This window comes from Chryseolinea sp. H1M3-3 (assembly GCF_029360725.1).
Classification (GTDB): Bacteria; Bacteroidota; Bacteroidia; order Cytophagales; family Cyclobacteriaceae; genus Chryseolinea.
In genome coordinates this window covers 974,121-995,390 of record NZ_JARKMY010000010.1, presented here as the reverse complement: position 1 = coordinate 995,390, position 21,270 = coordinate 974,121, and the positions used below count along the sequence as shown (strand labels likewise).

Below are 21,270 nucleotides of genomic sequence, written 5' to 3'. Positions count from 1 at the left end.
TCCTTTTTATTTTCCCTGCGAATTGCTATTTTCAGTTCGTATGTTGGTTTTTTGGCGCTGTACTTTTACCATTTGTTTGTTGTTGGCTTGCTTTTCATGCGAAAAGGCCCCAAAAGTGGACTTACATGAAGAATCGCAAGTTCAGTTTGACCTCGATGCGATCGTTAAGCGAGGTTACATCAATGCATTAGTCGACAATAATTCCATCAGTTATTTCATCTACAAAGGCCATCCTATGGGCTATGAATATGAACTGCTGAAGTTGTTGGCTGATCATTTAAAAGTAGATCTTAAGATTAAAGTCACATCTGGGATTGAACGCGCTATTGAACAGCTAAATAATGGAGAAGGTGACATCATTGCTTTTCCGCTAGCCATCACAAAAGCCTTAAAAAATTCTGTTGCGTTTACACATCCTCATTTTAATGCATACCAGGTATTAGTACAACGAAAGCCGGACAACTGGCGGCGCTTGACATTGGATCAAGTGAATGAAAATTTAATCCGCAATCCGGTGGATCTTATCGGGAAGGAAATCCATGTTATCGCTGGTACAAGTCATGCTATGCGACTGAGAAATTTATCGGAAGAATTAGGCGGTGATATTATTATTCGGGAGGACACCGTCAATTCGGAAAGCGAGTCCTTGGTTCGAAAGGTGGCCTTAGGTGAAATTGATTATACAGTTGCTGATCATACCCTGGCACATGTGAATGTATCCTACTATCCTATACTTGATGTACAAACAGTGTTAAGCATGCCCCAGCAAATTGCATGGGGTCTACGCAGAAATGCGCCTAACTTACTTGAAACAATTAATCAGTGGCTCACCAAGATTAAAAAGGGACCCACATTCATGGTGATTTATAATCGATATTTTAAAAGTCCCAGAACATCCCTGATGAGAATGAACAGCGATTACTCTTCGCTAGGTGGAAATAAACTTTCTCAATACGACATTTTGATAAAAGAGGGCGCGGAAAAACTAGGTTGGGACTGGCGCATGCTGGCTTCTATTGTTTATCAGGAATCTAAATTTAAAACCGGTGATGAATCATGGGCTGGTGCCCAGGGATTGATGCAGCTTATGCCGGAAACTGCTAAAAGGTTCGGCGCGAAGGATGTATATGACCCGGTCGAAAATATAAAGGCAGGCGTAAATTATCTGAGGTATCTGGATCGCTACTGGACGCAACGCATTGCGAATGAAGAAGAACGCATGAAATTCATATTGGCGTCGTATAACGCGGGGCTAGCGCATATACTGGATGCGCGTAAACTCGCGGAGAAATATGGAAAGGATCCGCAACACTGGAATGATGTCGAATTTTTTTTGTTGAAAAAAACGGATCCTAAATTTTATAAAGATCCAGTTTCGAAAGCAGGATATTGTAAATGCGAAGAGCCGGTAAACTATGTAAAAGATGTCTTAGCACGCTACGAAGAGTACAAATTGCATATCAAGTTGCCTGAAGCTGACGAACAAGTTGTTCAAAATCTAAACGCATCCAAGTAGTTTCAATGCCACGCTTTTTCATCACTTCGTCCATAATCTTTTTTTGCTTAAGGCCGATTCGATAGGCTTCTGAATATCGAATATTATCATAAAATGTTACCATGGAATAAAGCGGTATCCATTCCTCAGGATAAAGCTCATGAAGTTTTGCTTCAATCTTTTTGCGTAATAAAAAGTCTGCGTCAGCAACGAGATCCCGCATTTCAATAAAATTGTCAAGCGCAAGTTGAGCGATGGCATCCGTGTCAGGTTTTCGCTGTAGTTGAAACGCCTGTATTGTTTTCTCCCAGTCATCCTGGTGCTGGTCCATCAACTGGTTTAGTATTCTGCAATCTTCAAACCCGGCATTCATTCCTTGTCCATAAAAAGGAACAATGGCATGTGCTGCATCACCTATGAGCAGCGTTTTGTTTCTTACCCACGGAAAACATTTCATTGTCACTAATGACGATGTTGGGTTGGAATTGAAGTCATGAATCAGGCGAGGCATTAACGCTGTGGCATCCGGGAAATTTGAAAGAAAAAAGTGCCGAATGTTTTGTTCCGTCCGAAGGGAGCTAAAGGAAGGATCTCCATCGAACGGAAAAAATAACGTACAGGTAAAACTTCCGTCTGGATTTGGGAGTGCAATCAGCATATAACTTTCGCGAGGCCAAATGTGAAGCGCATTTTTCTCCATAGCGAACTGACCATTCGGTGTGGCAGGAATATGAAATTCTTTATAGGCATGCTCAATATAATCCTGTGAAAAATTAAACTGGTCTGTAAACTGCATCGCATGCCTTACCGCAGAGAACGCACCATCGGCACCGACAATTGCATCAAAAGTGTTGTCGGCGGTGACACCATTTTGTTGAACAGTTAGCGTTGTTGCCATTAAATCAACCTCTGTAACGCGATGAGAAAAATGGAAGGTGGCTCCTTGTTTTTCGGCGGTTTCCAGGAGCAGTATGTTAAGATTGCTTCTTGAAATTGAGTTAATGAATTGTCCCTGTTTTCCATAAGGCTGAAAAGTAAGAGACCCATCAAGTGCATGGATCATTCTTTTATGCATCGGGATGGCTATTCGTATTATGTCGTCAGCTAGCCCGATTTCCTCCAATGCGCGCAGGCCGCGGTTGCTTAAAGCGAGATTGATAGACCTACCTGCATCGACTTGTTGTTGTCTCAGGTCAGGCCGCCGTTCAAAAACAGTAACTTTATACCCACGCCGGCATAAATAAACGGCCAATAGGCATCCAACAAGTCCCGCGCCCGTAATCGCAATGTGTTTCTGGCCTGACATGAATTTTTTAGTTACTTAAGTCAATTATCGATTCACTTAAAAGAGTGATTTAAAAATTTCCATAAATCTATATACTTCCTCAAAAGTATTGTACAACGGTACGGGTGCAAGTCGGATAACATTGGGCTCGCGCCAGTCGAGCGATATACCTTTTTTAGTTAGTCCGGTAAAAATCTTTTGCCCGTTTCTCTTGATGTAAAGCGATAACTGGCAACCTCTGTCTGCTGCCCCAGACGGAGTAATGATTTTATAATATTTTTCCAGCGGATCATTTTCTTTTAATAAAAATTCCAGGTATCCGGTTAAAACGATGCTTTTGTTGCGCAAGGCTTTCATGCCAGCTGCATGAAAAATTTCCAACGAAGCTAAATGCGCAGCCGCTTGTAATACGGGTACATTGGAGACTTGCCATCCATCCGCTCCATCCATCGGTTTAAATCCTTTCTTCATCTCAAAGCGTGCGCTCTCTTGATGACCCCACCAACCCGCAAATCTCAGTGGGTCGGTCTGTTTAAAATTTCTTTCATGAACGAAGACGCCAGCAATTCCGCCCGGTCCAGAATTCAAGTATTTATAACTGCACCAAACCGCGAAATCCACATTATGATGGTGGAGATGCAAGTCTACATTGCCGACGGCGTGCGCTAAGTCGAAACCAACTACCGCTCCCGCTTTTTGGCCTGCTTCGGTAATTTTCTTGAGGTCAAAAAATTGACCGGTGTAGTATTGTACACCGCCGAAAATAACCAACGCTATTTCATTTGCATTTTCTTCTATGGCTGTTAGAATATCTTCAGTGCGGAGTGTGAACTCATTTTCACGTGGTTTTAATTCGATCAATGCATCTTCAGCGTTTAAGCCATGAAATTTTATTTGCGATTCAAAAGCATATTGATCCGATGAAAACGCACCGGCTTCAGTCAGAATCTTATAACGACTGGAATTTGGTCGATAAAAAGTGACCATCATCAAATGAAGATTCACAGTAAGCTGATTCATCGCTACAACTTCAGTGGGTTTTGCACCTACAATTTCCGCAAGAATTTTTTTGGATAACTTGTGGTAATAGAGCCAAGGTCGTTCAGCATGTTCATGTCCTTCAACACCAAGCTTTGCCCAATCGGCAAGTTCCTGATTGATGAACTTCCCCGTAGTCTTTGGCTGAAGCCCTAGTGAATTGCCGGAAAAGTAAATCGATTTTTTACCATTAATCTCAGGAATAAAGAACTTTGAACGATATGATTGAAGATGATCCGAGCGATCTAAAGTTTTGGCGAACCGTAAATTGTTTTCAAATGCTATTTTCAAATTGTCGCGTTTTTAAATCGTAGTGACCGTTCAATCAGAACAATGTTAACTGCCTGTGCAAGGCACCTTCATGATATAGCAACCACTCTTTATTCTCTAGACCGCCACCATATCCCACAAGCTCGCCGCCCTTTCCAATGACACGGTGACAAGGAATAATAATCGCAATTGGATTTTGTCCATTGGCAAGGCCTACTGCACGGATGGACTTTATATTTCCGATTCGAATAGCCAGGTCCTCATAGCATATCGTTTGCCCGTACGGAATGGTCAATAATTCGTTCCACACCTTTTTTTGAAATTCCGTTCCCTGCGGGTTTAATTCAATTGTAAAAAATTTGCGCCCCTTAAAAAAATATTCCTCCAACTCAGTTATGCAGTTATCCGTGATGGCGTTCGGAAATTGTTCCTTCTTTGACTCCTTCAAAAAATTCACCGTAGTAATTTTATCGCCTTCCGACTCAATGATCAATTCTCCAACGGGTGAACTATAGTACGCCAAACCTTTCATGCCTGTTGAAATTGAAAGATGATAAGATTAAAAGATTAAGGTACGAATAAGGCAAGTGTTGATATTACTTAAACAAATCTTGGATCCGTTTCCATTACCGTACCACACTTTTTGCATGTGCGCAGCTCTTTGGAGCCATAAAACTCTCTGAATCGTGGAAGAAAATCTTTTTCAATATTTTCCAGGTGAAACCGATACTCATGAAGTTTGTTGTTGCAGTTGTCGCAATACCAAATTAATCCATCGAGCATATTCTCATCTTCGCGTTTACATTCAATCACGAGACCTACCGTGCCAGCAGGCCTCTCCGGACGATGTGGTGTGTTTGAAGGCAACAAAAACATTTCCCCTTCTTTAATCGGAATGTCTACAGGCCGTCCGTCTTCTTGTATGCGAACATTAATATCTCCTTCAAGCTGATAAAATAATTCTTCGGTCTCATTGTAGTGATAATCTTTTCTTGCATTCGGCCCGCCAACAATCATGACGATGTAATCGCCAGCATCGGCGTACAAATTTTTGTTACCCACCGGCGGCTTAAGCAAATCCCGATTGTCATTGATCCACTGCTTTAAATTAAAAGGTCTTCGGATTGCCATGGTATAAGTTGTTTCAATGTATATCCCCGATATTCAACGCGACTAATTTGTTGTCAATAGAAAGTGAGTTGAATTTATTTCGCTAAAATTACTAAAGATTTGTATTAGGAATAAGACTTAACTATGGATTTGAATCTTGAAGGGAAACGAGCTATCGTTTGTGGAAGCACGCAGGGTATAGGAAAAGCCTCCGCCATTGAACTTGCATTGCTTGGCGCTAGCGTGACATTAATAGCGCGAAATGAATCCAAGCTTCAATCTGTGATCCAAGAACTGCCGACATCGCCAAAGCAACGCCATAATTTCTTAGTCGCAGATTTTGAAAAACCAGACGGATTAAAGGGCGTTGTCGAAGAGTTCAGCGAAAGAAATGTAATCCAAATTCTGGTGAACAATACAGGCGGACCCCCCGCGGGTTTAGCCATTGATGCTTCGATTGAGGACTATTTGAAGGCATTTAAGAGCCATCTGATTTGTAATCAAATTTTGGTTCAAGCAGTGGTAGGCGGAATGAAAGATCAAAAATATGGTCGGATCATCAACATTATATCAACTTCTGTTAAAACGCCCATCACGGGGTTAGGAGTGTCAAATACCATTCGAGGAGCAGTGGCCAATTGGTCCAAAACACTTTCTGTGGAGTTAGCGCCGTTTGGAATAACCGTGAACAACGTATTGCCTGGAGCCACCATGACACAACGTCTTCAGTCCGTCCTACAGCAAAAAGCCGAGAGCACCGGTAGTAGTTTTGAAGAATTAAAAAACGAAATGATAGCAGAAATTCCCGCGGGGAGGATTTCCGAGCCTAATGAGGTAGCAGCAGCGGTGGCATTCCTTGCGTCGCCTGCGGCGGGTTACATCAATGGAATTAACGTACCTGTGGATGGCGGCAGGACAAAAAGCTTGTGATGATGGAACGCATTCTTAACTACATCGGTGGTGAATTAATAGCACCCGAGTCGAAGGAGTATATGGATAACTACGATCCATCTACGGGATTAGTTTATAGTTTATTACCAGATTCTGATGAAAGGGATATCAGGAAGGCGGTAGCCGTGGCGGATAAGGCTTTCGCCGCGTGGTCTTCCCTTGCTGTTGAAAAACGTTCGGCCATTCTTCAACGCATCGCTGATTTAATCGACCGTGATCTCGACGCCTTTGCCCTTGCCGAAAGTATCGACAATGGTAAACCTGTAAGCCTGGCAAAGTCATTGGATATTCCACGGGCCTCAGCCAATCTGCGATTTTTTGCGAGTGGCGCAATTCATTTTTCGTCTGATGCTAACATCACTGGGAAAGAAGCAATCAACTACACCTTGCAAACTCCATTGGGAGTAGCGGGGTGTATTTCTCCCTGGAATCTTCCACTATATTTATTTACCTGGAAAATCGCACCTGCATTAGCAGCTGGCTGTACCGTTGTGGCCAAACCGTCGGAACTTTCTCCTATGACAGCCTACTTGTTTTCAAAATTATGCATCGAAGCAGGTCTTCCCAAAGGGGTGCTGAATGTTGTGCATGGTTTAGGTTCCAAGGCTGGTCAGGCGCTCGTCGAGCATCCTGAAGTAAAGGCCATTTCTTTTACGGGAGGCACGGTGACAGGAAAGAAGATTGCATCTATTGCCGCACCCATGTTTAAAAAAATTTCCCTTGAACTCGGCGGTAAAAATCCGAACATTATTTTTGCGGACTGCAATTTTGACCAAGCGGTTGCTACGTCTATTCAATCGTCATTTTCAAATCAAGGAGAAATTTGTTTGTGCGGATCACGGATTTTTGTTGAGCGCATTTTATACGACAAGTTTGTAAGTGAATTCGTGAAGCAGGTAGAGAAATTATCAGTAGGCGATCCGTTAGAGCCTTCGACGAACCTGGGAGCGCTGATATCTCAGTCACATTTGAACAAAGTGTTGGGGTATATCGAATTGGCCAAGCAAGAGGGTGGAAAAATTCTTACCGGTGGAACACAGGTTAAAGTGCCTGGAAGGTGTGAAGGTGGTTACTTTGTGGAGCCAACCGTGATTGCCGGCTTGGATCATCGATGCACGACGAATCAGGAAGAGATCTTCGGACCGGTTGTAACCGTAATGCCGTTTGAAACGGAAGAAGAGGCGATTCGCTTGGCCAACAGTACGCCCTATGGTTTATCAGCAACACTCTGGACAGAAAATTTAAAACGGGCTCATCGTGTATCAGCCGAAGTCAAAAGCGGAATTATCTGGGTTAATTGTTGGCTTTTCCGCGATTTGAGAACCCCTTTTGGAGGAATGAAACAATCGGGTGTCGGTAGAGAAGGAGGATGGGATGCGCTGAAATTTTTTACTGACACGAAAAATATTTGCATACGGCTTTAATCAACTACTTCTCAACAATCTGATCGTAGTAGTCAAGTATTTTCAAAAAATCCGCCTTTTTTCTAAACTTCAAGTCATGGGCAAGCGCATATTGCCTCAGTTTTTCATGCTCGACAGGCGAAATGAATTCTTCCAGAAGATCCCGATCAATCATCTTATTTTTAGTTTCCGTATCAGTACCAAAAAAAACGAAAGGCTTTTCGCCATCCTCTTCTTTAATGATTTTAAAATATGGTTTAATTTCTCCGGTGGACTTCATGAGATAGATCGTTTCCGTTTGAGATATCACCGTTCGGGTTGAATACATCGGTGAAGGTGCTCCTGCAACTGAATTACCTCCTACATAATCGGTCCTTTCTTCTAAATCAATTTGATCAGCTTTTGAAAGAACGGCGAATGTTTTATACTGTTTCAAAACCTCAAAAAAAAGAGGGCGTTCAACATTCGTTTGAGGATCTTCATAATCAAAGGAATAGAACACACGTTGTATCATGAGGCTTTCATCGAAAAACTCAAAAGCTACTATCCTCACAGCTGTAAAAACTCTGGAATCGGAACCGTCTTGAAAAGACAAGACGCCATTTTTGTTGTCATATTTCACAAGACCTTTAAGTTCTTCTCCACCTGTCAGCATAATACTCCTTCGTACCACTCCGACCTATCGTTAATGAAATTGGATTCCTGCTTTTTCTTTTTTTGAGCCAGTAAATTGAAAGAAAAGAATATGAGCAGTGTGGCAACAAAATATTTTATCACAACCTTAGCATTTAAACAAACAAAGTTACGAAAACGCAGATTACGGATAACGCATGCGATTCTTCGATATAGAAAATATATTTTTCAGTGCACTTGGTTACCCCATGAGTTACCTGGAGTTTTTTGGGACTTTAGCAGGCGGTGTTGCTGTGTGGCTTTCTGCAAAAAATAATATTTTGAGCTGGCCGATCGGAATTATCAATGTCGTTCTATTCTTTTTTCTCTTTTACCAGGTTCAGCTTTACCCCGACATGTTTTTGCAAGTGTTTTTTCTGGTGACTAACCTGTTAGGGTGGTGGCGATGGGCTCACCCTAAGATTGGTGAAGAGGATAGAAAAAAAGAATTGAAGGTGAGTTTAATGGACAGAAGACAATTTTTATTCCTCGTGCTGATCGGATTAGCAGGAACCTACCTCTTTGGTTCGTTTGCAAAAAACCTGCATGAATTTTTTCCGACAGTTTTTAGCTTGCCGAGTGCCTTCCCATATGCAGATTCATTCGTAACAGTAATGAGCATTATTACCACGTTTTTGATGATCCAAAAGAAAGTAGAATGTTGGATTATTTGGATTATTATAGATGCCGTTGCAACCTATCTTTATTTCGCTAAAGGCATTAAGTTTGTTGCTGCAGAATATTTAATTTTTTGTTTCCTGGCTTCCTTTGGTCTATGGAACTGGACAAAGGAATATAAATCACAACAATGAAATTTTTAAAAATTCAGATCAAATCGTTTTGGCCTGCTGCATTTGGACTTGTCGTAGCTACGCTCCTTTTTTGCTTACCCGGTGAAGAATTCCCTCAAGCGGGTTGGCTCGAGAATCTGCAACTAGATAAAATAATTCATGTGGGCCTTTTTTTCATGCTGGTCGTGCTCTGGTGTTTGCCGGTACAACACCGGGCACAAAATAAACTGCGTGCTAGCCTGTTCATTACCTTAGCATTTATCGTTTATGGGATAGCAATTGAATTTATCCAAAGGGACTTTATTCCTCATCGATCGTTTGACATTTTTGATATCGTAGCAGATACCTTAGGATGTTTTCTTGGTTGGATTGTGCTAAAAAAAAGTTCTTAGCTCCAGGAAAAAAATTGTGCTCAATTGAATAATGCCGATTTGTCAATCGATGTTGCTATTTAAATTTATCCGCAGGTTAGGACTTTTTGCTCTAATAATTTTTTCTCCGCGTTGGAATGTGTTAAGGTAATTGCTTTCATGTAACACTTGCGTGCTTCTTCGAAATTCTGAAGGGTAAATTGAAAATCTCCAATGGCGGCATGAAGGAGATAATGATCCTGCAAGGCGCTTATTTTTTGAAGTGCAGTCAGGCCATCCGTTGCGGATCTTGCGTAACCCAATGCGATAGCTTTATTCAATTCTACAACAGGGCTTGGCTTTAATTGAGCCAAAGCAGAATAAAGTTGAAAAATTTGCTCCCAATCTGTCTCTTGAAAAGTTTGTGCCTTTAGATGGCAACCTGCAATTGCCGCTTCAATATGATATTCTGAGAAATCTTCGCCCTCTGCAGCTTGCTCGAGGAAATATTTACCTTTTTCAATTAATGGTTGATGCCAACGGCTTCGATCCTGATCCTTTAATAAAATAATTGAACCGTCCACACTTATCCGAGATTCTTCGCGCGAAGCCTGAAAACACATTAACGATAATAACGCGTTCACCTTTGGCGTATTTGTTATCTTATTCTGTACGAGCAGCAGGCATAATCGCATTGCCTCCAGGCATAAATCCTGGCGAATGACATGATCCGAATGAGAGGAATTATACCCTTCATTAAACAATAGATAAAGTGAATGCAATACCGCATCCATTCTACCAGGTAGTTTGGCGGGTGCAGGAGTTTCAAGCGTTAAATTTTCCTCACGAATTTTTTCACGCGCACGATACAGCCGCTTTGTTATCGTTTCGTCATTCGTTAAAAAACAATTGGCTATTTCTCCAATGCTTAATCCACAAAGTGTTTTTAACGTTAGGGCTATCTGTGATTCGTAGGGTATAGCGGGATGGCAACAGGCAAAGACCATTCGCAACAGGCTGTCTTCAATTTCATTGTCAAGAAATAGCCGGTTTACGGTGGGTGACAGCGTCCATTCAGACTTAAGCGCTAATCCAATTTCGGTATGATGTTGTTCGTGAATTTTTTGCTGCCTGATAAAATCTATCGCTTTTCGTTTGGCCACAGTATAAAGCCATGCCGATGGATTCTCCGGAATACCCTTAATCTTCCAGGTTGACATGGCTTGCAGCAAGGTGTCTTGCACAAGATCTTCAGCAGCGCTAAGTGAATTAAACCCCAGCAAGCGTGTCAACACTGCAGCCATCCTTCCCGCTTCATGGCGAAAAAGATGGCTGACCAGCTGATGTACGTGTTGTTCAGGCACGCATAAAGTTAAAAAGTTTCAAGTATATGACTCGAAACGATGAACACATCTTCGATTCCTAAATTGCGTTGGTCCTTGCTTATTCCATGTTATCAAACTTCATTACCTCGCGTACTTCTACAACACCGTCGAGACTGTAGTCGGGACATTCTTTGGCCATCTCAACAGCCTCATCGAGATTTTTTGCAAGTACGACAAAGTATCCACCCACAACCTCTTTGCTTTCCGTGAAGGGGCCGTCGGTTACTGCTTTTTTACTGCCCTTTATGGTTTTGCCACCTGGAAGAAGCGCTTCGCCACCTACGTAGCGTTTCTCGTTTGTTAGTTTTTGAACCCAGTCAAACCACTTTTGCATGTGGGCTTGTTGAGCGTCGGGTGAAAGGTGGCTCGGGTCTCCACCAAAAAAAATGAACATATACTTTTCCATTGTCATGAAGGTTTAGTTAGACATAATTTACCCTATGACGTCTCAATGTTTGGAACATGGACAATGTTTTTTATTTTTTTTTAAAGAGTAAAAGCTGGTTTTTCACGAGTGACCTAACATGCTCTTAAACCTTTCCTGCTTTGTAACCCTTCGTGGCATAAAACACAATAAATAGATAGCACGGGAGTGCTATCCAATACGCCATTTGACGATTGCTACTATCAGCCAACGCGCCATAAATAAGAGGAATCAATGCCCCGCCGACAACCCCCATGATAAGCAGGGCTGACCCTACTTTCGTAAATTGACCAAGACTGTTTAGCGCTAAAGGCCAAATAGAAGGCCACATAAAAGAATTTGCAAAACTCAATAGCACGATAAACCCAATTGAAACCCATCCGCTCGTAAGCATCGCGGCAATGATGCACACAAATCCCATTACTGCACTCAACATCAGCGCCATTCGTTGCGACAGATATTTAGGAATGACGGCGATCTGCAAAAGGTATCCGACCGTGAGGGCTATGAGGCTGTAGATCCCAAATTTGCTGGCGGTACTTAAATCAAAACCTTGATATTCTCCATACAGACCAATAGTATCAATTGCAATAACTTCCACCCCTACATACACAAAGATGCACACCACGCCCAGCACCAGGTGAGGGAAATCGAATACGGATTTTTTTTCTTTCAGATGTGAGGCTGCTGCAGGGGATACTTCTTCCTCGGGGTTAATCTCCGGAAGATGAGCTTTCAGAATTAACAGAGCAAGCCCGCCAAGTACAATAGCCATGACAATGTAGGGCACAATTACTCTTGAGGCGAGAATATCTAATTCATTTTCTAATTCAGCCCCGCTTAACGAAGCAATTTTTTCAGACAGCGTTTGTGTGTCGCTGAAGAGTAATTCTACGAGTATAAAAATGCCAATCATTCCTGCAACCTTATTACTAATCCCCATAATGCTGATACGCTTAGCTGCACTTTCAATGGGACCTAAAATGGTCACATAAGGATTTGAAGCTGTCTGCAGGAGCGTCATTCCCGTGGCTTGCATGAATAAGCCGACTAGAAATAAGGGATATGACCTAACTTGCGCTGCCGGTATAAAAACCAGCGCGCCAATCGCCATGACTGCTAAGCCAACAGACATACCTTTGGCAAATCCTATCTTCCTTAGAATTATCGAAGATGGAATTGCCATAACAAAGTAGGATATATAAAACGCCAACGTAACGAAATACGCCTGAAAATCTGTAAGCTGACACGCCTGTTTTAAGAAGGGTATCAGAACACTATTGAGCCAGGTTACGAATCCGAAAATGAAAAATAGAGCCCCGATGATGATCATCGGTAGGACATACGACTTTTGTTGAGTATTCATTTAGGTTGGTTTTTAGATTTGATTGTCCGAACAGTGAAGGTATCGGCGTGCTTTACACATAAATTCAGTTAAAACTCTATTTTTGGACTTTTAAAAATTGTTAAACTTTCAATTTCATCATTTTTTTAGAATGGTCATTCTGTTCGCTTAATAAATATAAATAATGTTTGCGCAAACAGAAGGTAAAAACAGTTGAAAAAACTAAACTCCGATGGACACTCCAAGCAACACGCAAAAAAAACTTACACTTCTAGTACTGGCCGCTGGAATTGGCAGCCGTTATGGTGGAATAAAACAAATCGATGGATTTGGTCCGCATGGCGAAACGATCATGGATTACTCTTTATTTGATGCCATCCGCGCTGGATTTACAAAAATCGTATTTATAGTACGAGAAGAAATACTTGAAGCCGTTAAAGAAAAATTCCTTCACAAGCTCGAAGGTAAAGTTGAAGTTGACTTTGTTATCCAATCACTCGACAAGCTTATACCCGCGGAATATCGAAACCCTGAACGAGTTAAACCTTGGGGAACGGGTCATGCGATGCTATGCGCGCGTGACGTAATTAAAGAGCCATTCGTGGTAATAAATGCAGATGACTTTTACGGGAAAGAATCTTTTATAGCAGTGGCCGATTTTTTTCAGAAAGAAGATAAAGGTGCACACGCCATGGTTGGTTATACATTGAAAGATGTTTTGTCAGAACATGGAAGTGTTTCGCGGGGCTGTGGGGAACGTGATTTCGATGGGTTTTTAAAGTCAGTAGTGGAACGCACGACCATCGTAAAGCAAAACGGAAAAATAATTGCTAAAGAGAAAGAAGGCGATCATGAATTAAGTCCGGATGTTCCAACATCCATGAATTTTTGGGGATTCCATCCTGATATATTTGAGTTTGCTGCAAAGGAGTTTCAAAATTTCTTGCGCGACAATCATACCAATATTAAATCTGAATTTTACATACCACTTATTGTAAATGAATTGATCAGAAAGAACGCTGGTAAAGTGCGAATTATCTCCGGTAGCAATAATTGGTTTGGTGTCACATATAAAGAAGATAAAGAAGAAGTTTCTCAAAAGATTAAACTCCAGATTGCATTTGGTACATATCCTGAAAAACTTTGGGGGTAACGAATGCAAAATTTTCTCAAAGCTGAATGGCGTAAACTGGCTTTGGCAAACTATGCCATTCAGCCTTCTTTGCTTTCAAAATATCTCCCCGCGAAAACAGAGCTCGACTTGTGGAATGGAACGTGCTATGTGAGTTTAGTTGGGTTTATGTTTTTGAACACAACTGTGAAGGGCTTTAAAGTGCCGTATCACATCAATTTTGAAGAGGTTAATTTGAGATTTTACGTTAAGTACCACGATCCGGTTGAAGGATTGAAACGCGGTGTGGTATTTATTAAAGAAATTGTTCCTCGGCCTGCGCTAACATTTGTTGCAAATGCTGTGTATGGAGAGCATTACCAGACATTGCCTATGACCCATGTTTGGGAAGACTCCCATGCGTCTTTAAATGTTGAATACCGATGGAAGCAAAAATTGAAATGGAACTCGATTGAAGTTAAAGCTGGTAAACCATCACAGGATTTTTTACTGGGAAGTGAAGAAGAATTTATCACGGAACATTATTGGGGATACCCCAAAATTAACCCATCTAAAACATCAGCGTATGAAGTTGCTCATCCACGTTGGGAAGTGTATCCGGTTAAAGACTACCACATCGATGTTGATTTTGGTAACCTATATGGAACTGAATTTCATTTATTGAAATACGAAAAACCACTGTCCGTTTTTTTAGCCGAAGGATCGGAAGTTATTGTAAGGGGAGGCTTTATACTATAGAAGCATATCTTACTTTAAAGACAAAAGTTTTCCGATGATATCAGCGATATACGGCTCTATGGCAGAACTATGTGTTCCTTCTAAAGGGGTTAAGGAAATGTCGCTAGTAGACGCACCGTTGGAAATTAATTTATTAAAGGTATCTACTGAATTTTGATAGGGCACAGTTGCATCTGATAAGCCATGATACATAAACATTTTCACTTCAGGTTTCCAGTCGGTTAAACTATTTTCGGTAAAAGCGTCCGACAGATATTGATATTGAGGATCGGTATCAATACCCGTTAATACATCTCCCTGAATAAGGTCCGCGATCACTGGGGTGAGTTGCGAATTGATTGCATCTGCTCCTTTTTGTCCATCGAACAAACCTGGAATCCGTGAGGCATAAGGTTCGTTAAAAAAGTCCGTTAACAAATTGTCTCGATCATAATGTAGCTGATACGCACGTGCCATGTAGGCTAGATAATGAGGATCAGTGTATTCCTGAAGATTGAAAATATGTTGCTGCATTCCTTTCAAGTCATAGGCTCCAGCACCTGGGAAAGAAGCGGTGAGCGTAAACCCATCGAGAGGGTTTTCTTCGATGGCCTTGTGCGTTGCCATTGTTGCATAACCTCCTTCAGAATATCCAGCCAGAAAAAGCTTCCCATTAAATTGAATATTTTTTTGCCGGGCCAATTCAGTAGCAGCTTTTAGCATATCAATTACGGAAGATGCTGTGAGTTCCTCCACATAGTAAGGATGAAGGATGCTTGAAGAACTGCCGAAGCCAAGGTAATCAGGAATAACACCAATAAATCCCACTGAAGCCATCGCGGCATAAGAGATCGCATTATAGTCGCTTGCTGAAAAATTGGATGGCGCGTCAGCTCGATTTGTGAGTGTACCGTGATGAAAGCTCAACATTCCGACTTCCTGAGTCGTCTTAGGAAGTGCAATTAAGCCTGAAGCGGTTATGGTACCCTCATCATATGATGTGGTGTAGGTTACTTTGTAAATTTCTATGTCATAGAGAAATTCATTGGGGTTAACATCAATACCCGCAAATTGAATCAACAGTTTTAACTGAGCGGCTGTAGTAGCGTAAACAAATTCCGAACTTACCAGGAATTGTTCATTACTAGGTTGAGGGTCGTTGTCACTGTTGCAGGCACTAACAATTACCGTTAGCGCAATTAAAAGTGTGCGTATATTTTTGATTAAAAAGTATTTCATAACCAGTCAGTTTGGGTATTTGGAGTCTGAATCAGAATTTATTCAATGCTATGTGTGTTGTGTACTTTTAAAAACAAAAGTTTTGTGGTTTGTTCTGAATTATCAGACTTTATTTATTTCAAAGGTGAATGGTTTTTCTTAAATAAATTTACGGATTGAAAAAAATAGTATTGGCCTTTAAGTTTTAGAAAGTTGGATTTATCACTTCAACGCTACTCAGATCTCATCAAAGGTGAAGCCGCCAATCTCGGTTTCAGTTTTTGTGGTATATCCAAAGCTGAATTTCTAAAAGATGAAGCACCACAGTTAGAGGAATGGCTTAATAGAAGATACCAAGGTAAAATGAGCTATCTCGAAAATTATTTTGATAAACGTCTCGATCCTACTTTGCTCGTCCCAGGGGCTAAATCGGTCATAAGTCTGCTGTATAACTACTTTCCCCAAAAAGATCTTGCGCGTGACGATAATTATAAAATTTCCAAATATGCATATGGTGAAGATTACCATGTGGTGATAAAAGAAAAACTAAAAATGTTAATGGACGCTCTGCAATTGAAAATAGGAGAGATTCATGGGCGCGCATTTGTAGATTCTGCACCTGTGATGGAACGTGCCTTGGCAAAACGAAGTGGTCTGGGTTGGATCGGAAAAAACAGTTTATTGCTTAACCGCGAGATGGGAAGTTTCTTTTTTATTGCTGAGTTAATTATTGATTTGCCATTGGAATATGATCAGCCGATAAAGGATTTCTGTGGAACATGCACGGCTTGCATTGACGCATGCCCAACGGAGGCTATAGCCCAACCGTATGTTGTTGACGGAAGCAAATGCATTTCTTACTTTACGATCGAGTTGAAAGAATCTATTCCAAATGACGTAAAGGGAAAATTTGAAAATTGGATTTTTGGCTGTGACATCTGTCAGGATGTTTGCCCATGGAATAGTTTTTCAAAAACCCACCACGAGCCTCGGTTTAATCCTGGCGAAGAACTATCAAAAATGTCTAAGCAGGAGTGGAAGGAAATTACAAACGATGTCTTTAAAAAGGTATTTGGAAAATCGGCTGTTCAAAGAACGAAGCTCGAAGGTCTTAAACGAAATATTGCATTTCTTGAAGCCGATGAACCCAAACTTACTTAAAACATAAAGGCCCTCGATTTTTTGAGGGCCCTTTCTTTTTTTTTCGTTTTTGGTTTTTAAACTGCTAAAAAGCATCTGTTTAAAATAGCTTCATGCTCAGTCCCAAATCGGGTGTAACACCAGCGTTTGAGTTCGTTTACTTCATCAGCCACTAATACTTTCATGGCTTTACGGAGCTCTTTTTCAAAGAGAAGAGCACTAAAACTCACCTTTGTGAGTACTGTCTTCACATAATTTAACATGGACTAACATTTAAAGAGATAAAAAAATAGACTTCCTAACAACTGTTAATTTATAAAATTGTTTTTTCATGTAAAAGAATCGTTGAGAATTTCGTTTACCATTATAAAAAAACGTCATTTCAACGATTTTTATTGGTTTAAAACAAAAATTAGAACGATTGGTTCCTAGGGTTATTATTCTATTGCCCTATTTTTGTTCGCGCTAGATAGTAAAAGAATAACAATTATGGGGAATTTTTTCGATGAAGCTTTTTTTTAATCTTTTATTACTTTTTAGCATTTCGCTAACGGCTGCCGCTCAGCAGGTTCAAGTCACTCTTGGCCCAAGCGAGATTGCCGAAAATCAGGCGTGGACTATAACAGTGACCGTGCAAAATGATAGATTGAAAAGTTATGACAACTTTCCGGAAATAAAAGGTTTCAGAAAAAGAGGACAGTCAACTCAATCCACCACCAATATCGTCAACGGACAAATCTCATCCTCCCAGAGTGTTATCATGACTTACATGCCTATGCAACAGGGTACCATTACGGTTCCCTCATTCACTATGAAAGTCAACGATAAACCGGTTTCCGTACCAGGAAAAAAAGTAAAAATAGGAGCACCACAGCAACAGCAACAAAGAGATCCTTTTAGAAATTTCTTTGATAGAAGCCCGGCAGATGATTTTTTTGGTGAGGGTGAAACTGAATTTGTGGATATCAAGGAAGATGCTTTTTTAGCCATTACCGCCAGCAAGGATGAGGTCTATATTGGGGAGGGATTTAATACCACACTTTCGTTTTTCGTCTCGCAGGAAAATCGCGCGCAAATGCAATTTTATGAGTTAGGCAGGCAGCTGGCAGAAATCCTGAAGAAGATCAAGCCAACAACGTGTTGGGAGGAGAATTTCAACATAGAGAACATAGACGGCGAGAATGTAAAAATTAATGGCCGTGATTACACCCAATACAAAATTTATCAGGCAACCTATTACCCTTTGAATACGGAGCCTATCAAATTTCCGAGTGTTGGCCTGGAGATGATCAAGTATAAGGTGGCGAAAAATCCATCTTATTTTGGACAAAATCGACAGGAAGATTTCAAAACATTTTATACCAAAGCAAAGCGTATAAAGGTGAAAGAATTGCCACCCCATCCACTTAAAAATTCAGTCGCCGTCGGTGACTATCGATTGGATGAGAGAATCAGGAGCAAAGAGCTGGAGACCGGGAGAAGTGCGGGCTATAATTTTAACATCTATGGCGAAGGAAATATTTCTGCCATAACTAAACCAAATGTAAAAGGAGATGAGCATTTTGAATTTTATGAACCGAATGTGAGGCAGGATATCAATCGGCAGAACAACAGGGTTACGGGAACCAAATCCTTCGACTATTTTATGATCCCGAAAGAGCCTGGAAAATATAAGCTGGGGGACTATTTCCAATGGGTATTCTTTAATCCGCGCATCAAAAAGTACGATACGTTAAGGTCGAAATTAATCGTCAATGTATCGGGTGAAAGCAAAAAAAATGAAGCTATTCAGGCAAGCGATGTGGGAAATTTTTATGACAAAATCGACGGTGCCGACAATACTTTAAAAATAGTAGAAAATGACGACTGGCAAAGTTGGGCATTCAATAGCTTTATTTTGGTGATGTTAGCGGCTTCCGCTTATCTTGTGCTCCGAAAATAATGGATTGTAGCTTAGATTCACCATTGCATCATACCCCATCAGACTTATCTCATTCAAAATTTAAAAATTGTTAATGGTGAAAACTATCAATCAAAAATCAACAATGCAAAACGTCCAACCGAATGTCTAATTCCTACGGAACAATTTTTAGAATTACAACTTTTGGCGAATCCCACGGTCCGGCTATTGGTGTAACCATCGACGGTTGCCCGGCGGGATTAGAAATTGATGAAGTCTTTATTCAATCGGAACTTAATCGTAGAAAGCCTGGTCAAAGTAAAATCACAACCCAACGGAAGGAGGATGATGTTTTTAAAATTCTTTCCGGGGTATTTGAAGGAAAATCTACCGGTACGCCTATTGCTTTGTTAATTGAAAATCAGGATCAGCGAAGTAAGGATTATGGACATATAGCTGAAACATTTCGCCCTTCTCATGCTGATTATACATATGAATCTAAGTATGGACATCGTGATTATCGAGGAGGGGGCCGTAGTTCAGCGCGAGAAACTGCTGCTCGTGTCGCTGCTGGTGCAATTGCCAAATTGCTGTTAAAGAAACACGGCATTGATATTCATGCTTATGTATCTACCGTTGGCGAAATAACAGCACCACATTATACCCAACTTGATCTGTCGCGAACAGAGGAAAATATTGTTCGCTGTCCTGATCCGGTAACAGCAGAAAAAATGATTGCACTTATAGACCAGGTACGTTTGGATCGGGACACAATTGGAGGACTTGTTACTTGTGTTATTCGAAATACACCGGTAGGATTGGGTGAACCGGTGTTTGATAAACTTCATGCAGAATTAGGTAAGGCGATGCTGGGCATCAATGCCGTAAAGGGTTTTGAATATGGAAGTGGCTTTGAAGGCGTAAAATTGCGTGGGTCAAAACATAACGACGAATTTTATAATGACGCGGGAAGAATCAGGACCCGCACAAACTTTTCGGGTGGTATTCAAGGCGGTATATCCAACGGAGAAGATATTTATTTTAACGTTGCCTTCAAACCTGTCGCAACGATCATGCAGGACCAAAGCAGTGTAGACAAGCAAGGTAATGAAACGACCGTCAGTGGAAAAGGACGACACGACCCATGTGTTTTGCCTCGCGCTGTACCCATCGTAGAAGCTATGGCGGCGCTTGTGTTGGCTGATTTTTTATTAAGGAACAGAAGTTCAAAAATAGAAGCAGTATAAGCCCATCGGCGGGAGTTAATCAAAATTCAACTCACCCTCAGGTTCCTTATACTCGCCCTCCCATTTAGCGATGATGATTGTGGCTAGGCAATTTCCGATCACATTGACCGAGGTCCGTGCCATATCCATCAATTCATCTATTCCGAGAATTGCCATAATCGGCCAGAGGGGTAACCCAAAAGACGCCGCAGTGCCTAACAAGATGACTAAGGTGGCACGCGGTACGCCTGCCACGCCTTTGCTGGTTAGCATTAATGTAAACACCATCAGAACCTGGTCACCAATAGATAAGTCAATGTTGGCAGCTTGTGCCACGAAGACTGAAGCTAACGAGAGATATAGTGTACTGCCATCTAAGTTAAAAGTATAGCCTGTAGGAAGAACAAATGAAACGATCTTTCGAGGCACGCCCAATTTTTCCATATTCTCCATCGCTTTTGGAAGAGCAGACTCCGAACTTGTTGTAGCAAAAGCAATGGAGACAGGTTCCGAGATGGCACGAAAAAACTTTCGAATAGGAACTTTGACCAATAGGGCGATGGGTAACAGTACACCAAATAAAAATAAAAGTAACGCTCCGTATAATGTAAACAGCAATTTTAGTAAGGAAGTAAGTATGTCTATTCCCAGATGACCGACTGTTACAGCGATGGCAGCTCCGACGCCAAAAGGCGCAAAATGCATAATGATGTTGGTGAATTTAAACATCGTTTCGGCCAGGCTTTCAGTAAAATCTAAAATTGGTTTCTTCTTTTGCTCAGATAAAAGCGCTAATGAAATTCCAAATGTGACGCTAAAAAGCACAATGGGTAATACATCCCCATGATAAATTGATTTGATAAAATTTTCGGGAAAGACATGCAGGATGACGTCTTGCCACCCTTGAGCCTTCGCTTCCGGTAAATCCTGACTAAATCCTTCGGGAAGGATAATACCGGCACCAGCTTTAGTAATGTTAATTGCGATAATTCCTATTACAAGAGCAAGCGTTGTTACTACTTCAAAATACAAAATGGATTTCCACCCCATTCTCCCCACCTGCTTAAGGTTGGAATGTCCTGCGATACCCACCACCAGCGTTGCAAAAAGGATTGGCGCTATAATCGTCTTGATTAGCCGTAGAAATATTTTACTTAATACTGAAAGGTTTTGCGCAAAGTCTGGAAAGTTCAGCCCAATCTCAATCCCGATGATCATACTGACAAGAATCCAGGTTGTCAGGGATTTTTTGTTAATGGCATAAAGAATAACAAAAGCCCACGCCACCCAGCGGATTCCGATTAAAAGCTCCTGCGGAAACTGAAGACCACCATAGTAATGGAATAAATGTACAAATGTCGCAATCGATAGAAGGACAAGAATGATTTGAATAATCCTTTTTTGAGTCAAGATTTCGT

The 21,270-nt window shown here is 41.2% G+C and carries 20 protein-coding genes; 10 read left to right on the top strand and 10 right to left on the bottom strand.

Features of this window, described 5'->3' with window-relative positions; all coding sequences use genetic code 11:
* The first annotated feature begins 115 nt into the window (after nt 1-115).
* Nucleotides 116-1,516, top strand: a complete 1,401-nt coding sequence (locus P2W71_RS21030) for a transporter substrate-binding domain-containing protein (RefSeq protein ID WP_276373303.1) — start codon at nt 116-118, stop codon at nt 1,514-1,516.
* On the opposite strand, the gene P2W71_RS21025 is transcribed toward P2W71_RS21030, so the two are convergent.
* The 4 genes from P2W71_RS21025 to P2W71_RS21010 form a co-directional block, all read right to left on the bottom strand.
* Nucleotides 1,461-2,801, bottom strand: coding sequence for an NAD(P)/FAD-dependent oxidoreductase (locus P2W71_RS21025; protein ID WP_276373302.1), 1,341 nt, complete (start codon nt 2,799-2,801; stop codon nt 1,461-1,463). The genes P2W71_RS21030 and P2W71_RS21025 overlap by 56 nt on opposite strands.
* A 36-nt stretch (nt 2,802-2,837) precedes the next feature.
* Complete coding sequence (kynU, locus tag P2W71_RS21020) at nt 2,838-4,109, bottom strand: kynureninase (RefSeq protein ID WP_276373301.1); 1,272 nt, start codon at nt 4,107-4,109, stop codon at nt 2,838-2,840.
* Nucleotides 4,110-4,143: 34 nt separating this feature from the next.
* On the bottom strand, nt 4,144-4,620 hold the full coding sequence (locus P2W71_RS21015; protein WP_276373300.1) for a methylated-DNA--[protein]-cysteine S-methyltransferase: 477 nt from the start codon (nt 4,618-4,620) through the stop codon (nt 4,144-4,146).
* A gap of 68 nt (nt 4,621-4,688) precedes the next feature.
* Nucleotides 4,689-5,219 carry a 3-hydroxyanthranilate 3,4-dioxygenase gene (locus P2W71_RS21010; RefSeq protein ID WP_276373299.1) on the bottom strand — a complete coding sequence of 177 codons (531 nt, stop codon included), beginning with the start codon at nt 5,217-5,219 and terminating at the stop codon, nt 4,689-4,691.
* Between the two features lie 123 nt (nt 5,220-5,342).
* Between P2W71_RS21010 and P2W71_RS21005 the strand changes: the two genes are divergently transcribed.
* Both P2W71_RS21005 and P2W71_RS21000 read left to right on the top strand, forming a co-directional pair.
* Nucleotides 5,343-6,128 (top strand): SDR family oxidoreductase, encoded by a 786-nt coding sequence (locus P2W71_RS21005; RefSeq protein ID WP_276373297.1) that lies wholly within the window; start codon nt 5,343-5,345, stop codon nt 6,126-6,128.
* Nucleotides 6,128-7,573, top strand: a complete 1,446-nt coding sequence (locus P2W71_RS21000) for an aldehyde dehydrogenase (RefSeq protein ID WP_346659968.1) — start codon at nt 6,128-6,130, stop codon at nt 7,571-7,573. Before P2W71_RS21005 ends, P2W71_RS21000 begins: the two co-directional genes overlap by 1 nt.
* Nucleotides 7,574-7,577: 4 nt before the next feature.
* On the opposite strand, the gene P2W71_RS20995 is transcribed toward P2W71_RS21000, so the two are convergent.
* The gene (locus P2W71_RS20995) at nt 7,578-8,225 is read right to left on the bottom strand and encodes a hypothetical protein (RefSeq protein WP_276373295.1); all 648 of its coding nucleotides are present in this window, start codon (nt 8,223-8,225) and stop codon (nt 7,578-7,580) included.
* 157 nt (nt 8,226-8,382) lie between these two features.
* Between P2W71_RS20995 and pnuC the strand changes: the two genes are divergently transcribed.
* Both pnuC and P2W71_RS20985 read left to right on the top strand, forming a co-directional pair.
* Nucleotides 8,383-9,036 (top strand): nicotinamide riboside transporter PnuC, encoded by a 654-nt coding sequence (gene pnuC, locus P2W71_RS20990; protein WP_276373294.1) that lies wholly within the window; start codon nt 8,383-8,385, stop codon nt 9,034-9,036.
* Nucleotides 9,033-9,407 (top strand): VanZ family protein, encoded by a 375-nt coding sequence (locus tag P2W71_RS20985; RefSeq protein ID WP_276373293.1) that lies wholly within the window; start codon nt 9,033-9,035, stop codon nt 9,405-9,407. The genes pnuC and P2W71_RS20985 overlap by 4 nt, the downstream gene beginning before the upstream one ends.
* A gap of 65 nt (nt 9,408-9,472) precedes the next feature.
* Here the strand turns inward: P2W71_RS20985 and P2W71_RS20980 are convergent, their stop codons facing one another.
* The 3 genes from P2W71_RS20980 to P2W71_RS20970 all read right to left on the bottom strand — a co-directional run bounded on the left by P2W71_RS20980 (nt 9,473) and on the right by P2W71_RS20970 (nt 12,540).
* Nucleotides 9,473-10,729: a sigma-70 family RNA polymerase sigma factor gene (locus P2W71_RS20980; protein WP_276373292.1), complete on the bottom strand. Its 1,257-nt coding sequence runs from the start codon at nt 10,727-10,729 to the stop codon at nt 9,473-9,475.
* A gap of 79 nt (nt 10,730-10,808) precedes the next feature.
* On the bottom strand, nt 10,809-11,156 hold the full coding sequence (locus P2W71_RS20975; RefSeq protein ID WP_276373291.1) for a YciI family protein: 348 nt from the start codon (nt 11,154-11,156) through the stop codon (nt 10,809-10,811).
* A gap of 124 nt (nt 11,157-11,280) precedes the next feature.
* Nucleotides 11,281-12,540, bottom strand: a complete 1,260-nt coding sequence (locus P2W71_RS20970; RefSeq protein ID WP_276373290.1) for a sugar MFS transporter — start codon at nt 12,538-12,540, stop codon at nt 11,281-11,283.
* A 211-nt stretch (nt 12,541-12,751) separates the two neighbouring features.
* Between P2W71_RS20970 and P2W71_RS20965 the strand changes: the two genes are divergently transcribed.
* Both P2W71_RS20965 and P2W71_RS20960 read left to right on the top strand, forming a co-directional pair.
* Nucleotides 12,752-13,672, top strand: a complete 921-nt coding sequence (locus P2W71_RS20965; protein WP_276373289.1) for a sugar phosphate nucleotidyltransferase — start codon at nt 12,752-12,754, stop codon at nt 13,670-13,672.
* A gap of 3 nt (nt 13,673-13,675) precedes the next feature.
* Nucleotides 13,676-14,389, top strand: a complete 714-nt coding sequence (locus tag P2W71_RS20960) for a DUF2071 domain-containing protein (RefSeq protein WP_276373288.1) — start codon at nt 13,676-13,678, stop codon at nt 14,387-14,389.
* Nucleotides 14,390-14,398: 9 nt separating this feature from the next.
* On the opposite strand, the gene P2W71_RS20955 is transcribed toward P2W71_RS20960, so the two are convergent.
* Nucleotides 14,399-15,607, bottom strand: a complete 1,209-nt coding sequence (locus tag P2W71_RS20955; RefSeq protein ID WP_276373287.1) for a lipase family protein — start codon at nt 15,605-15,607, stop codon at nt 14,399-14,401.
* 192 nt (nt 15,608-15,799) lie between these two features.
* On the opposite strand from P2W71_RS20955, the gene queG reads away from it, so the two are divergent.
* The 3 genes from queG (at nt 15,800) to aroC (ending at nt 19,873) form a co-directional block, all read left to right on the top strand.
* Entirely contained in the window at nt 15,800-16,747 is a 948-nt protein-coding gene (queG, locus tag P2W71_RS20950; protein WP_276373286.1) for a tRNA epoxyqueuosine(34) reductase QueG, read from the top strand.
* Nucleotides 16,748-17,231: 484 nt separating this feature from the next.
* Nucleotides 17,232-18,668, top strand: a complete 1,437-nt coding sequence (locus P2W71_RS20940) for a BatD family protein (protein ID WP_276373284.1) — start codon at nt 17,232-17,234, stop codon at nt 18,666-18,668.
* Nucleotides 18,669-18,790: 122 nt separating this feature from the next.
* Nucleotides 18,791-19,873, top strand: coding sequence for a chorismate synthase (gene aroC, locus P2W71_RS20935; protein ID WP_276373283.1), 1,083 nt, complete (start codon nt 18,791-18,793; stop codon nt 19,871-19,873).
* A gap of 15 nt (nt 19,874-19,888) precedes the next feature.
* Here the strand turns inward: aroC and P2W71_RS20930 are convergent, their stop codons facing one another.
* Nucleotides 19,889-21,262: a cation:dicarboxylase symporter family transporter gene (locus P2W71_RS20930; RefSeq protein WP_276373282.1), complete on the bottom strand. Its 1,374-nt coding sequence runs from the start codon at nt 21,260-21,262 to the stop codon at nt 19,889-19,891.
* Between the last annotated feature and the right edge of the window lie 8 nt (nt 21,263-21,270).

Bases quoted from the DNA above. Each gene is read 5' to 3' on its own strand.
- P2W71_RS21025 (WP_276373302.1), bottom strand. From the start codon at position 2,801: ATGTCAGGCCAGAAACACATTGCGATTACGGGCGCGGGACTTGTTGGA.
- P2W71_RS21015 (WP_276373300.1), bottom strand. From the start codon at position 4,620: ATGAAAGGTTTGGCGTACTATAGTTCACCCGTTGGAGAATTGATCATT.
- P2W71_RS21010 (WP_276373299.1), bottom strand. From the start codon at position 5,219: ATGGCAATCCGAAGACCTTTTAATTTAAAGCAGTGGATCAATGACAAT.
- P2W71_RS21005 (WP_276373297.1), top strand. From the start codon at position 5,343: ATGGATTTGAATCTTGAAGGGAAACGAGCTATCGTTTGTGGAAGCACG.
- P2W71_RS21000 (WP_346659968.1), top strand. From the start codon at position 6,128: ATGATGGAACGCATTCTTAACTACATCGGTGGTGAATTAATAGCACCC.
- pnuC (WP_276373294.1), top strand. From the start codon at position 8,383: ATGCGATTCTTCGATATAGAAAATATATTTTTCAGTGCACTTGGTTAC.
- P2W71_RS20985 (WP_276373293.1), top strand. From the start codon at position 9,033: ATGAAATTTTTAAAAATTCAGATCAAATCGTTTTGGCCTGCTGCATTT.
- P2W71_RS20975 (WP_276373291.1), bottom strand. From the start codon at position 11,156: ATGGAAAAGTATATGTTCATTTTTTTTGGTGGAGACCCGAGCCACCTT.
- P2W71_RS20970 (WP_276373290.1), bottom strand. From the start codon at position 12,540: ATGAATACTCAACAAAAGTCGTATGTCCTACCGATGATCATCATCGGG.
- P2W71_RS20965 (WP_276373289.1), top strand. From the start codon at position 12,752: ATGGACACTCCAAGCAACACGCAAAAAAAACTTACACTTCTAGTACTG.
- P2W71_RS20960 (WP_276373288.1), top strand. From the start codon at position 13,676: ATGCAAAATTTTCTCAAAGCTGAATGGCGTAAACTGGCTTTGGCAAAC.
- P2W71_RS20955 (WP_276373287.1), bottom strand. From the start codon at position 15,607: ATGAAATACTTTTTAATCAAAAATATACGCACACTTTTAATTGCGCTA.
- P2W71_RS20940 (WP_276373284.1), top strand. From the start codon at position 17,232: ATGAAGCTTTTTTTTAATCTTTTATTACTTTTTAGCATTTCGCTAACG.
- aroC (WP_276373283.1), top strand. From the start codon at position 18,791: ATGTCTAATTCCTACGGAACAATTTTTAGAATTACAACTTTTGGCGAA.